Raw genomic sequence first — 11,912 nt, forward strand, 5'->3', positions numbered from 1 at the left:
CCCCTAGTCGTGGACGTCGTACTCCCGGTCCAGCTTGGCCATGCGGTTGGCGTAGACGAAGATCAGGATGATGAAGACCCAGATGGCCCCCTGCTGGGCGATCCAGAAGCCCAAGGGGGCTCCCCCGAACACCCGTACCCCGTTGAGGGCTGGGGCTAGGAGGATGCCGAGCCCGTAGGCCACCACCGCCCAGATCACCAGGAGGTTGCGGATGAGGGCCAGGTTCTTCTGCCAGTACTCTTCCAGCCTTTTTCCGTCCATAGCCTCCCTCCCTACGCAAACCCGGCGCTTGGGGAAGAAGGGCGCCCTTTGGTTTGCGTGGGGGCCATCTTAGAGAGGGATGAGGGGCCTGTCAAGAAAAGGGGGTTTTTTCGCTATGCGCCAAAGGTGGGGTTTTTAAAGGGAAAGCGAAAGGGGACGCCCTTGGGCGCCCCCTTCGTCCCTAAGGAGGGTTAGGCCTCCACCTGCAAGGAGGCCGGGTCCAGGTTGGTGTAGACGTTTTGCACGTCGTCTAGGTCTTCCAGGGCCTCCACCAGACGCAGGACCTTGGCCGCCTCCTCGGGGGAGAGGGCCACGGTGTTCTGGGGGTGCTGGACCACCTCCACCGCCTCCACCCGGATGCCCTTCCCCTTTAGGGCCTCGGCGATGCGGTAGGCCTCCGCGGGCTCCGTGTAGACGGTGAGGGTTTCCCCTTCCTCCTCCAGGTCCAAGGCCCCCAGCTCAATGGCGGCCTCCTGGGCGGCCTCGGTGTTCTCCGTCACGATGACCCCTTTGCGCTCAAACTGCCAGGCCACGCTCCCCGAGGCCCCCAAGGAGCCCCCGTACTTGCTGAAGACGTGGCGCACCTCGCTAGCGGTGCGGTTGCGGTTGTCCGTGAGGGCGTAGACCAGAAGGGCCACCCCTCCAGGGGCGTAGCCCTCGTAGACGATCTCCTCGTACTGCTCCCCGCCTTCCCCGCCCCCCTGGAGCTTCTGGAGAAGGCGCTCAATGTTTTCCATGGGGACGTCGTCCGCCCGGGCGGCCTCGATGGCGTTTCTTAGCTGGACGTTGGCCTCCGGGTAGGGGCTTCCCCCCGCGCGGGCCGCCGCCTGGATGGCCCTCAGGTGCTTGGAGATGATTTTGCCCCGTTTCAGGTCGTTGGCGGCCTTTTTGCGCTTAATCTGAGCCCATTTGCTGTGACCGGCCATAGCTCACCCTATCCATTATAGCCGCCGCCTCCAGAACCCTTTCCGCCAGCTTTTCCCCTGCCTCCCGGAAGGGGTGGAAGATGAGGTCCACCCCCGCCCCTTCCAGGGCCGGGTCCTCCTCCAGGTGGAAGCTGGTGGCGGCGAGGAGCCCAGAAAAGCCCCGCTCCTTCAGCCAGCGGGCGGCGAGGAGCTTGGCCTCGAGGTCGGGCAGGGCCAGGACCACCCCCTTAAGCCCCTTTAGGTCCAGCCTTTCCCAAAGCTCCGGGTCCTCCGCGTCCCCGTAGAGGACCCGCCGCCCCTTGGCCCGGTGCCGCTCCACCTTCTCGGGGTCCGCGTCCAGGCCTACGGGAACCTCCCCTCGCTCCTCTAGCACCCGGTAGACCGCCCCCCCGGTGCGCCCCATGCCCACCACCAAGAAGGTGGCCCCGTCCAGCCGGGTGGGCTCCTGGTCCGGGTGGTGGCCCCTCCGCTCCAGGCGGAGGAGCCGGGGTTCCAGCCGCTTGTAGAGGGGGTGGGCGTACCGGGCGAGGAAGGCGGTGAAGGCCATGCTCAGGGCCACCCCCAGGGCCAGGGTGGAGAGAAGGCCCGGGGCCAGGCCCCCCGCCAGGGGCAGGGCCACGATGAGGGCGAACTCGGAGTGGCTGCCCAGGTAGGTGCCCGCCACGAAGGCCGTGCGGGCCCGAAGGCCAAAGAGGAGGAAGAGGGCGAAGAAGAGGGGGGATTTCAGAAGGTTCAGGGCCAAAAGGGCCAGGAGAAAGCCCCCTTCCACCCCCTTTAGCCCTTCCCGGAGGCCGATTTCCAGGAAAAACCCCACCAGGAAGGCTTCCTTCAGGCTCCAAAGGGCCTTGGAGAGCTCCGTGCCCCGTTCGTGCCCGGAGAGGAGGGCCCCCATCAGGAGGGCCCCGAGCTCCGGGGAAAGCCCCAGGGCCCTGAACCCCTCCCCCCCCGCCAGGGCCAGGGTGAGGCCGAAGAGGACCAAAAGCTCCTCGTGCCCGCTCCGCTCCAGGAGCCAGGCCACCCCCTGCCGGAGGAGGGGAAAGAGGAGAACGAGAAGGGCCCAGGGGCTTGGGGCCTTCTCCCCTCCAAAGGCCAAAAGCCCCACGGCCACCAGGTCCTGGAGGACCAAAACGCCGATGGCCAGGCGCCCGTGGTAGGTGGAAAGCTCCTTCTTGTCCTCCAGGACCTTGGCCACCAGCACGGTGCTGGAAAAGGCCAGTGCGAGGGCCAGGGCCAAGGGAAGCCCCGGGATGAGGAGGAAGGCCAGAAGGCCGAAGGCGAGGATCTCCACCCCCCCTACCCCCAGGACCTTGGGGTCCAGGAGGTCCTTGAGCCGGAGCTTAAGCCCCACGCTGAAGAGGAGGAGCAAAACCCCCACCTCCGCCGCCTGGTGCAAAAAGGGGGTGCTCCGCACCCCCAGGGCGTGGAGGAGGAAGCCCGCCAGGAGGTAGCCCACCAGGGCGGGCAGGCCCAGGCGGTTCACCAGAAGGCCCAAAAGGAAAGCCGTCCCCACCCACAGGGCTTCCATGGCCTAAGGGTAGCAGGGAAAAGCCCTGGGGACACCCCCAGGGCCTCGGGGTTTTTTACGCTACTTTCCTTCCAGGGCCTTGTCCAGAAGGGCCTTCCACTCCTCGTAGGGGAGGAAGCCCGTCTTTTTCTCCCCGGCGATGAAGAAGGTGGGGGTGCCGGTGAGGCCCAGGTCCGTGGCCGCCTTCTGGTCCGCCAGGACCCCGGCCCGCTTCTCCCCCGAGGCCAGGCAGGCCTGGAAGGCCCCCTGGTCTAGGCCCAGCTGGCCCGAAAGGTCCACCAGGTAGCGGTCCAAGGCCTCCCCCTGGAGGTTCCCCCAGGAAGCGGCCGCGCGGAAGAGGACCTCGTGGTACTCGTAGTACCGGCCCTGGTCAGCGGCGCAGGCCGCGGCCTCGCTCGCGCGGATCACCTGGGCCTGGCCGGGGAAGGGGAAGTCGCGGAAGAGGTAGCGGACCTTGCCCGTGTCGATGTACTCCGCCTTGAGCCGGGGCAGGACGTTCAGGGCGTGGTTCTGGCAGTGGGGGCAGAGGTAGTTGGAGAAGTCCACCACGGTTACGGGCGCGTCCTCCCGCCCCAGGGCGAACCGGGCCCCCTGGGCGGGGTCCAAGCCCTTCTGCCCCTTGGGACCGAAGAAGATCCAACCCAGGGCCAGGAGGGTCAGAAGGGCCACTATAAACGCTATAGCGCGCGGCATGGCCTTACTTTACCACGCCCTCCATGAGAGGGCTTAACCCCGGTAGGGGGCCTGGCGGGCCTCCCCCTCGGGGGTGAGGTAGAAGGGGTTTTGGTCGGTGGAGACCAGGGTCTCCCCCTCGATGGCCTCCTCGAGGTCCTTGGGCAGGACGAAGAGGGCCTCGAGGTAAGGGGCGCTGAGGTGGCGCAGGGCGAGGTTCCGCTCCAGGATGCGGGCTTCCAGGATGCCCTCGGAGAAGGCCGCGGGGTCAAAGGCGTCCGAGGCCAGGAGGAAGCCGAAGTTCAAGAAGAAGCCCGGGATGTGGTTCTTGTAGCTCCGCACGTAGCGGAAAACCTCCCGCACCGTGCGGTGCACCACGGGGTGCACCCGGTGGTGGGTGAGCATGATCATCCCCGCCTGCATGCCCATGACCCCCCCGGGGTTCAGGTGGGCCTTCACCAGGCGGTAGAACTCCACGGTGTAGAGGAGCCGGGCGGGGTTGTCCTCCCCCACGGGGTCGGTGAGGTCAATGAGGATGACGTCGTACTTTTCCTCGGTGGTCTCCAGGTAGGCCCGGGCGTCCCCGATGACCAGGACCGTCCGGGGGTCCTCAAAGGCCCCCTGGTGCCACTCGGGCATGTGGCGCTTGGCCAGCTCCACCAGCTCCCCGTCGATGTCCACCATCACCGCCCGCTCCACCGTGGGGTGCTTTAAGACCTCCCTCAAGGTGGCCCCCTCGCCCCCGCCCACGATGAGGACGCTCTTGGGCTCGGGGTGGGCCAGCATGGCGGGGTGGACCAGGGTTTCGTGGTAGATGTACTCGTCCCGCTCAGTGCTCTGGACGTCCTTGTCCAGGACGAGCACCTTGCCGAAGCCCTGGGTTTCAAAAAGGAAATAGTCCTGGTACGCCGTGCGGCCGGAGGCGATGACCCGCTCCATCCGCCGCACCATGGTCTCGTAAGGGGTGATGTGCTCAAAGAAGTACATGCCGTAGTCCATACCTAACCTCCTTGGGATCCGAAGCTCCGGCGCCGGATGGCGTGGTCCTGGCCGCGCCAGTAGCGGAAGGCCGACTCCTCCTTGGCCCCGAAGGCCCGGGAAAGCCCCTTTAGGACCTCCTCCGGGTCCACCCCGTCCCGGTAGAAGTAGAGGTCCAAGGTGGCGGAGGCGTTGTCCTCGGGCCAGGTGTGGATCATCACCGCGGCCACGGGGCTCACCACCGCCGCGGAGAGCCCCTGGGGGTGGAACTTGTACACCACGCTCTTGGCCGAGTCCTTAGGGGCTCCCAGGCGCAGCACCGCGTCCAGGAGGGCCGCCTCCACCATCTTGGGGTTTTCCAGCACGTCCAGATCGCAGCCGTAGATCTCCGCCACCCAGCGCCCGCCCGGCACCGTTTCCACAAGCCCCCATGTTAGCACACTAGCCGAAGAAGTCCTTGAGCTGGTCCTTGGTGATGAGGACCTCCCGGGGCTTGGACCCTCGGGCGGGCCCCACGATGCCCATGGCCTCCAGGGCATCCATGAGCTTCCCCGCGCGGGCGTGGCCGATGGAAAGCCGGCGCTGGAGGCGGCTTACGGAGCCGTACCCTTCCTCCACCACGATCTCCGCCGCCTTCCTCAGGAGGGGGTCGGAGAAGTCCACCTCCCCCGGGCCCGCCCCTTCGGGCCCTTTGGGGGGCTCAAAGTCCGAGGCGTAGGCCTCGGCGAAGCGGTCCTCAAAGCTCTGCCCCCGGAGGAAGCCCGCAAGCCGGGCCACCTCCTCCTCCGAGATGTAGGGCACCTGGAGGCGCACGGGCTTCACCAGCCCCGGCTGGTGGAAGAGCGCGTCCCCCTGGCCGATGAGCTTCTCCGCCCCCTGGGCGTCCAGGATGGTGCGGGAGTCAAAGCCGCTGGCCACGGCGAAGGCCAGGCGGGCGGGGATGTTCACCTTGATGAGGGAGGTGAGGATGTCCACGCTGGGCCTTTGCGTGGCCAGGATGAGGTGCATGCCCGTGGCCCGGCTCATCTGGGCCAGGCGCAGGATGGCCCCCTCCACCTCCTTGGGGGCGGTCATCATGAGGTCGGCCAGCTCGTCCACCACGATGACCAGGTAGGGGAGGGCCTCCTCCGGGCCCACCTTGGCGTTGTACTGCTCCAGGTTCCGGGCCCCCACCCCGCTCATCAGGCGGTAGCGCCGCTCCATGTGGGCCACCGCCCCCTGCAGGACCCCCGCGGCCTCCTCGGGGCTCGTGACCACGGGGCGCACCAGGTGGGGGATGCCCTCGTAGGGGGTGAGCTCCACCATCTTGGGGTCGATGAGGAGGAGGCGCAGGGTGGTGGGGAGGTGCTTAAAGAGAAGGCTTCCGATGAGGGTGTTGATGGCCACGCTCTTGCCGCTTCCCGTGGAGCCCGCGATGAGGAGGTGGGGCATCTTGGCGAGGTCGCGCACCCAGATCTCCCCCTCGATGCTCTTCCCCAGGATGAGGGGCAAAAGGGCCTTGGCGTTTTGGAAGGCGGGGGAAAAGACGGCCTCGGAGAAGCGCACCAGCTCCCGCTTGGGGTTTGGCACCTCCAGGCCCACGGTGTGCTTCCCGGGGATGGGGGCCTCGATCCGCACCGCCCCCACGGCCAGGGCCCGGGCCAGGTCGTTTTGGAGGCTCTGGATGCGGCTGATCTTCTCCCCAGGGGCGGGGAGGAGTTCAAAGCGGGTCACGGAGGGCCCCCGGGCGTGGCCCACCACCTCCGCCTGGAGGCCGAAGGTCTTGAGGGTCTCCGCGATGGCCCGGGCGGTGCGCTGGGCCTCCTCCTCCAGGGCGCGGTTTTTCTCCTTGGGCTCCGGGGGGTCCAGGAGGTCCGGGGAGGGGAGGGCGAGGGCGGCCGGTTGCGCCACGGGGGGCCTCCTTGTGGGGGTAGGCGGGGGCTCTTTGGGGGCGGGCTCGGGTTCGGGGAAGACCAGGTCCAGGTCCAGGGCCTCTTCCTGGGTGGTCTCGGGCTCCTTAGGGGCCGGAAGGGTCGGGGGGGCCTGGCCGGTGAGGAGGGCCTGAAGGCCCTCCCGCTCCGCCTCGGGGTGGGCCTCCAGGAAGTGGAGCCACTCCGAGAGGGCCTGGAAGCGCCCCTTCAGGTCCTCCAAAAGCCCCGCCGCCTCCTCCCAGGCCCCCTTTCGGGCCTCCCGGAGTTTTAGGCCCACTAGAAGCCCCTTCAGCGTGGGGGTGAGCCTGGGGGGCTGGGCCAGGCTTTCCAGCCGGGCCTTCAGGGCGCGGGCCTCGAGGAAAAGGGCCGCCCGCCGCTCCTCCAGGGCGTCCCTCAGGGGCCCCTGGCCGGGGAGGGGGGTTTTCAGGCCTTCCAGGAGGGTAAGGAGCTCGGGCAATAGGGGCCTTTGGTCCTCCTCAAGCCGCTTCCCAAGCTCCGCCACCCGCGCCTCGAGGAACTCCCTAAGGGCCTTTTCCACCTGGGGGAGCTCCGCAGGGGTTAGGCCCTGGGCCAAGGCCTTGAGGGCGGTGTGCTCGGGGTAGAGCCGGGCCAGGGCGAGGAGCCTTTGCCTGAGGAGGAGGGCTTTGAGGCGGTGGCGCAGGGCCCGCACCCCCTCCACCCCCTTCCGCACCCCCTGGCCCAGGAGGAAGAAGGGGGGGTGGCCCAGGAAGAGGTCCAGGAGGAGGCTGGCCAGGAGCAGGGGAAGGAGGAGGCCCAAGCCCCCCGCCCAGGCGAAGAGCCAGGCCCGCACCCCTTCCCCCAGGCGGCCCGACCAGGGCGGGGGCAGGAGGGGGAGGAAGAGGAGGGTAAAGAGGAGGAGGAAGCCCGCCCCGCGCAGGAAGGGCTTTAGGGGTTTTTCCAGGTAGAGGAGGAGGGCCAGGGCGAAGAGGAGGGGGGAAAGGAGGTAGGCGGAAAGCCCCAAGGCGCGGTAAAGGCTTTCCTCCAGGAAGGCCCCGATGGCCCCCGTGGGGACCGGCCAGAGGGGGGCGGTGAGGAAAAAGCCCAGGGCCCCCGCGGCCAGGGCCAGGGCCTCGAGGTCCCGGTTCTTTTTGGCCTTGGTGGAGCCCCGCTTGGCCATCAGGGGGATTATAAAGGGAAAACCCCGCCCTTAAGCGGGGGGCTTTCCCTATAGGGCCGGCTTAGCGCTTCAGCTCCCGGATCACCGCCTGGGTGAGGTCGGTGTCGTCGTCGGCGTAGACCACCAGGCCGGACTGGGCGGCCACCTGGCGGCTCATGACCACGGCGAAGCCCTGGGCCTTGGCCACCTTGGCGATGGCCTGGTCCACCTCCTCCAGGATGGGCTTAAGGACCGCGTCCTGCCTTTCTTGCCACTTCTTCAGGGTGTCCTGGTAGCTCTTGGCCAGGGCCTCGTAGTCCTGCCGCTCCTTGGCCGTGGCCTGCCCGGCGCGCACCTTCTGGTCCAGGGGCTTCAGCCTCTCCTCCAGGGGGGAGAGCTCCTTCTTGGCCTGGGCCTGGACCTCCTGGACCTTCTTGTAGTCCGGGTGGGCCTGGACCAGGGCGTTGGCGTCCACGAAGCCGATGCGGGTGGCCACGTTCTTGTTCTGGGCCAGCTGGGGGGTGAGGAGGGTGAGCCCTGCGGCCAGGAGGGCAAAGAGGGAAAACCGCTTCATGGCAAGGAGGTTACCCCTGGGGTGTGAAGGGGAGGTGAGAGAAAGCGCCCTTGCGGCTTAAGCCCAAGGGGCGTAGGGTAGGGGGCGGGAGGTTTAGGTATGCGCAAAGCCTGGGTTCTTCTCCTTCTTCTCGCCTTAGGAAGCGCGGTTCAGGCCCAGCGGGCGGTCTCCTTCAGGGTCTCCTTCCCCCCTTCGGGGGCGGGGATTGGGCTTGGCCTCGAGGCCCCCTTGGAGCGGGACACCGCCCTTAGGCTCTACGGGGAGCTCTTTCCCGGCGGGCCCAGCGTGCTCCTCATGGGGGAGTTCCTCTTCAAGCCGGACCTCGGCCAGCTGGACCGGGACTTGAGGGGGATCCGGCCCTACTTCGGCGGGGGGCTTGGGGTGAGGGTGCCCAGCGGGGCTAGCCCCGACCTGGGCCTGGGGCTCGCCTTGGGGGTGGAGTTCCTCCTGGAGGCCCGCACGGGGGTGTTCCTGGAGGGAGCCTACTTCTACCCCTTTGGAGGCGGGCAGGGGGGCCGCCTGGTCCTGGGGGCTAACCTCCGCTAGGGGCCTTCCGCCGGTGGCCCTGGCCCCGTCTTCCATACCGGAACGGGGCCAGGACATTTTTCCCCACCCTTCGGTTTAGACTGGAACCGGAGGTGAATAAGGATGTTCGTGCGGGAATGGATGACCCCGAACCCCCTCACCGTGGACCCCGATACCCCCGTATTGGAAGCCATCAACCTGTTGAAGCAGAAGGGGTTCCGCCGCCTCCCCGTGGTGAAGGACGGGAAGCTCATCGGCCTGGTGACGGACAAGGACCTCAAGGACGCCATGCCCTCCAAGGCCACCACCCTCTCCGTGTGGGAGATGAACTACCTCCTCTCCAAGCTCACGGTGAAGGAGGTCATGGCCAAGCCCGTGGTCACCGTGGGGGCAGACGAGCCCCTGGAAAAGGCGGCCCTCGTTATGGAGGAAAAGAAGATCGGGGGCCTACCGGTGATGGAGGGGGAGAAGCTGGTGGGCATCATCACCGTGACGGACGTCCTCCGGGCCTTCATCGAGGTCCTGGGCCTTAAGATGGGGGGCCTCCGCATCACCGTGGACATCCCCGACGTGCCCGGGGCCCTGGCCCAGATGGCCCAGGCTGTCCCCCCGGCCAACATCGTCTCCATCGCCACCGCCAAGCACCTCCCGGGCTACCAGCGCCTGGTCCTGAGGGTGGTGGGGGAGGGCGTGGAAGGGGTGCCCGACCGGCTTAGGGCTGCGGGGGAGAAGGTGGTGGACGTCCGCCCCGGTTAGGTGCCGTTCCGGTAGGCCGGGTAGGAGCCCAAGACCTTTAGGAAAGCCGCCCGGCGGAGGAGGGCGAGGAGGGCCTGGGCGGGGCCTGGGTCCTCCACGTGCCCTTCCAGGTCCAGGTAGAAGAGGTAGCTGAAGGGCTTGTCCCGGCGGGGGCGGGACTCCAGCTTGGTGAGGTTCACCCCCGCCTCGGCGAAGACGGAAAGGGCCTCCAAAAGCCCCCCGGGCCGGTGGCGCACCGCGAAGACGATGCTGGTCTTGTGGGGGCCCTCGCCCTTGGGGGGTTCCTGGCGGCCGATGATGAAGAAGCGGGTGTAGTTGTGGGGGTAGTCCTCGATGTTCTCCGCCAGGACCTCCAGGCCGTAAAGCTCCGCCGCCCGCCTCGAGGCGATGGCCCCCACCCCCGGCTCCGGGGCCTCGGCCAGGGCCTTGGCCGCCCCCGCGGTGTCAAAGACGGGGATGGGGGTGAGGCCCATGCGGGCCAGGAAGCCGTCGCACTGGGCCAGGGCCTGGGGGTGGCTTTTCACCGCCTTGAGGCTCCTCAGGTCCGTACCCTTGGGGGCCAGGAGGCAGTGCTCCACCCGGTGGACGATCTCCCCCACCACGTGGAGGTCGCTTTCCAGGAGGAGGTCATAGGTCTGGTTGATGCTCCCCGCGGTGGTGTTCTCCACCGGCACCACCCCGAGCTCCGCCTCCCCCCCCTCCACCGCGGCGAAGACCTGGTGGAAGGTGGGGAAGCCCAAAGGGGTGGCCCCGGGGAAGGTCTTGAGCAGGGCCTCCTCGCTGTAGGCCCCCTCGGTGCCCTGGAAGGCGATCCTCATGTCCTCCATGGTAAACCCGCCGGGGGGTCTTTAGGATAGAGCCGTGGCGCGGCTTCTGGTGGTGGACGACGACCCCAGCATCCGCTACCTCCTGGAGGTGGTCCTCTCCGCGGACGGCCACCAGGTGGTCCTGGCGGACTCCGCCCGTGCGGCCCTGGAGATCCTGAAAAGGGAAACCCCGGACCTCATCCTCCTGGATGTCATGATGCCGGAGATGGACGGGCTTACCCTCCTCGGGCGCATCCGGGCGGTGCGCAGGCTTTCCAAGGTGCCCGTGATCATGCTCACCGGGGGCGGGGCGGAGCTTTCTGGGCCCAGCCGGGCCCTGGGGGCGGACCTTTTCCTGGAAAAGCCCGTGAGCGGGAAGCGGCTCAGGGAGGCGGTGGGGGCCCTCCTCGCGCGCGAGGGCTACCTCCTGCCCGGGGGGGAGCGGGTGGAAAGCCTCGAGGCGGTGCGGGCCCACCTCCGGCCCCTCCTCCCCGAGGAGGGGCGTTTCAAGGCCCTTTGGCTCAAGACCCCAAGCCGCCGCGCCCTCCTCGCCAACCTGGTGGCCAAGGGCTGGACGGAAAGCCTCCTAAGGCGCCTCCTGCCTGGCCCCTACGACCTCTATGACCTCCTGGGCCACCTGGCCTACGGCTGGCCCCTCATCCCCTTGGAGGAGCGGGCCAAGCGGGCGGAGGAGCCCAGGTTCGCCCCTCTCCTTTCCCGGTACCGCCAACTGGGCCGCCTTCCCTTGGAGGGGGACGGCGAGGTGGAAGCCCTGGCCGCCCTCCTGTACGCTTGAGGGGTGCTCGAGGTCCGAGAGTTCACCGAAGCCCAGGCCTGGAACGAGTTCGTGGCCGCCTTCCCCATCGCCAGCGCCCTCCAGTCCTGGGGCTGGGGGGAGGTCAAGCGGCTTTCCGGGTGGGTGCCCCTAAGGCTTGGGGTGTACGAGGGGGGGCGCCCCTTGGGGGCGGCCCAGGTCCTCCTTAAGGCCCTCCCCGGGGGGCTCAGGCTGGCCTACGCCCCCAGGGGGCCGGCCCTCCTACGCCTAGAGGACCTCCCCCGGGTGGCCCGGGCCCTGGCCGGGCGGGTGAGGGGGACCTACCTTCACCTGGAGCCCGAGGCCGGCCTCCCCGCGGAGCTCCCCCCGCCCGCCTTCCCCGGCCTCCACCCCATAGAGCCCATCCAGCCCGCCTACTCCCTCTGGCTGGACCTCACCCAGGGGGAGGAGGCCCTCCTAAAGGGCATGAAGGAGATGCACCGAAGGAACGCCCGCCTAGCCCTAAAGCGGGTGGCCCTTTCCGTGGAGGGGGAGGAGGGCTTTCCCGAGTTCTTCCGCCTCTTTGAGGAGACAAACCGGCGCGCCAAGCTCCTCCAGCACAGCGAGGCCTACTACCGCGCGGTCCTCAAGGAGATGAACCAGCCCTTGGGGGAGGCCTTCCTCGCCCTGGCGCGGAAGGAGGGGGAGGCCTTGGCCGCGGGGCTTTTCGTGGCCTTCGCGGGAAAGGTGGACTACCTCTATGGGGGAAGCAGCCGCAAGCACCCCGAGGCCAAGGCCCCCATGGGGATGCACCTGGCCGCCATCCGCCACGCCCTGGCCCGGGGGTATGGGGTGTACGACCTCTGGGGGGTGCCCCGCACCCCGGAGGGGAGCCACGCGGAGGGGATCCACCGCTTCAAGGAGGGGTTTGGGGGAAGGCGGGTCCAGTTCCCCGCCTACGCCTACCCCCTTTCCCCCCTCTTCCGCCCCCTAACCCTCCTCCTCCGCCTGCGCAAGACCTGGACCAACCTCCGGGTGCGGGGGAATCCCCGGGACGTTTTGGGCTAGGCGTCATCTTTCTCAAAGGCCATGGGCTAAGGTGTAAGGC

General features: G+C 68.3%; 13 protein-coding genes. 4 read left to right on the forward strand and 9 right to left on the reverse strand.

Going from position 1 to position 11,912, the window contains the following annotated elements; genetic code table 11:
- Nucleotides 1–3: 3 nt before the first annotated feature.
- From B043_RS0101550 to B043_RS0101590, 8 genes are all read right to left on the reverse strand, one after another.
- The gene (locus tag B043_RS0101550; RefSeq protein WP_016328853.1) at nt 4–261 is read right to left on the reverse strand and encodes a DUF4212 domain-containing protein; all 258 of its coding nucleotides are present in this window, start codon (nt 259–261) and stop codon (nt 4–6) included.
- 191 nt (nt 262–452) lie between these two features.
- On the reverse strand, nt 453–1,187 hold the full coding sequence (locus tag B043_RS0101560) for a YebC/PmpR family DNA-binding transcriptional regulator (protein ID WP_016328854.1): 735 nt from the start codon (nt 1,185–1,187) through the stop codon (nt 453–455).
- Nucleotides 1,156–2,712: a cation:proton antiporter family protein gene (locus B043_RS0101565; protein ID WP_018460703.1), complete on the reverse strand. Its 1,557-nt coding sequence runs from the start codon at nt 2,710–2,712 to the stop codon at nt 1,156–1,158. Before B043_RS0101565 ends, B043_RS0101560 begins: the two co-directional genes overlap by 32 nt.
- A 60-nt stretch (nt 2,713–2,772) precedes the next feature.
- A complete protein-coding gene (locus tag B043_RS0101570; RefSeq protein ID WP_026234077.1) occupies nt 2,773–3,405 on the reverse strand; it encodes a DsbA family protein in 633 nt (210 codons plus the stop codon).
- A 33-nt stretch (nt 3,406–3,438) separates the two neighbouring features.
- Nucleotides 3,439–4,383 carry a polyamine aminopropyltransferase gene (speE, locus tag B043_RS0101575; protein ID WP_016328857.1) on the reverse strand — a complete coding sequence of 315 codons (945 nt, stop codon included), beginning with the start codon at nt 4,381–4,383 and terminating at the stop codon, nt 3,439–3,441.
- A 2-nt stretch (nt 4,384–4,385) separates the two neighbouring features.
- Nucleotides 4,386–4,784 (reverse strand): S-adenosylmethionine decarboxylase family protein, encoded by a 399-nt coding sequence (locus tag B043_RS0101580; protein ID WP_016328858.1) that lies wholly within the window; start codon nt 4,782–4,784, stop codon nt 4,386–4,388.
- A gap of 19 nt (nt 4,785–4,803) precedes the next feature.
- Nucleotides 4,804–7,410 (reverse strand): DNA translocase FtsK, encoded by a 2,607-nt coding sequence (locus tag B043_RS0101585; RefSeq protein WP_018460705.1) that lies wholly within the window; start codon nt 7,408–7,410, stop codon nt 4,804–4,806.
- Between the two features lie 61 nt (nt 7,411–7,471).
- Nucleotides 7,472–7,963 carry an OmpH family outer membrane protein gene (locus B043_RS0101590; RefSeq protein WP_016328860.1) on the reverse strand — a complete coding sequence of 164 codons (492 nt, stop codon included), beginning with the start codon at nt 7,961–7,963 and terminating at the stop codon, nt 7,472–7,474.
- A gap of 99 nt (nt 7,964–8,062) precedes the next feature.
- On the opposite strand from B043_RS0101590, the gene B043_RS0101595 reads away from it, so the two are divergent.
- On the forward strand, nt 8,063–8,509 hold the full coding sequence (locus B043_RS0101595; RefSeq protein WP_016328861.1) for a hypothetical protein: 447 nt from the start codon (nt 8,063–8,065) through the stop codon (nt 8,507–8,509).
- Between the two features lie 102 nt (nt 8,510–8,611).
- Entirely contained in the window at nt 8,612–9,244 is a 633-nt protein-coding gene (locus B043_RS0101600; RefSeq protein ID WP_016328862.1) for a CBS and ACT domain-containing protein, read from the forward strand.
- On the opposite strand, the gene pheA is transcribed toward B043_RS0101600, so the two are convergent.
- Nucleotides 9,241–10,062, reverse strand: a complete 822-nt coding sequence (pheA, locus tag B043_RS0101605) for a prephenate dehydratase (protein ID WP_018460706.1) — start codon at nt 10,060–10,062, stop codon at nt 9,241–9,243. The two genes, B043_RS0101600 and pheA, sit on opposite strands and share 4 nt — an antisense overlap.
- 43 nt (nt 10,063–10,105) lie before the next feature.
- Between pheA and B043_RS0101610 the strand changes: the two genes are divergently transcribed.
- The gene (locus B043_RS0101610) at nt 10,106–10,846 is read left to right on the forward strand and encodes a response regulator (protein WP_018460707.1); all 741 of its coding nucleotides are present in this window, start codon (nt 10,106–10,108) and stop codon (nt 10,844–10,846) included.
- A 3-nt stretch (nt 10,847–10,849) separates the two neighbouring features.
- A complete protein-coding gene (locus tag B043_RS0101615; RefSeq protein ID WP_018460708.1) occupies nt 10,850–11,872 on the forward strand; it encodes a lipid II:glycine glycyltransferase FemX in 1,023 nt (340 codons plus the stop codon).
- Nucleotides 11,873–11,912: the final 40 nt, after the last annotated feature.

This window comes from Thermus oshimai DSM 12092, from assembly GCF_000373145.1.
In the GTDB taxonomy this organism is placed as follows: domain Bacteria; phylum Deinococcota; class Deinococci; order Deinococcales; family Thermaceae; genus Thermus; species Thermus oshimai.

What these genes read in the sequence shown, in the direction of transcription:
- B043_RS0101550 (WP_016328853.1), bottom strand. Translation starts at nt 261, where the DNA reads ATGGACGGAAAAAGGCTGGAAGAGTACTGGCAGAAGAACCTGGCCCTC.
- B043_RS0101560 (WP_016328854.1), bottom strand. Translation starts at nt 1,187, where the DNA reads ATGGCCGGTCACAGCAAATGGGCTCAGATTAAGCGCAAAAAGGCCGCC.
- B043_RS0101565 (WP_018460703.1), bottom strand. Translation starts at nt 2,712, where the DNA reads ATGGAAGCCCTGTGGGTGGGGACGGCTTTCCTTTTGGGCCTTCTGGTG.
- B043_RS0101570 (WP_026234077.1), bottom strand. Translation starts at nt 3,405, where the DNA reads ATGCCGCGCGCTATAGCGTTTATAGTGGCCCTTCTGACCCTCCTGGCC.
- speE (WP_016328857.1), bottom strand. Translation starts at nt 4,383, where the DNA reads ATGGACTACGGCATGTACTTCTTTGAGCACATCACCCCTTACGAGACC.
- B043_RS0101585 (WP_018460705.1), bottom strand. Translation starts at nt 7,410, where the DNA reads ATGGCCAAGCGGGGCTCCACCAAGGCCAAAAAGAACCGGGACCTCGAG.
- B043_RS0101590 (WP_016328860.1), bottom strand. Translation starts at nt 7,963, where the DNA reads ATGAAGCGGTTTTCCCTCTTTGCCCTCCTGGCCGCAGGGCTCACCCTC.
- B043_RS0101595 (WP_016328861.1), top strand. Translation starts at nt 8,063, where the DNA reads ATGCGCAAAGCCTGGGTTCTTCTCCTTCTTCTCGCCTTAGGAAGCGCG.
- B043_RS0101600 (WP_016328862.1), top strand. Translation starts at nt 8,612, where the DNA reads ATGTTCGTGCGGGAATGGATGACCCCGAACCCCCTCACCGTGGACCCC.
- pheA (WP_018460706.1), bottom strand. Translation starts at nt 10,062, where the DNA reads ATGAGGATCGCCTTCCAGGGCACCGAGGGGGCCTACAGCGAGGAGGCC.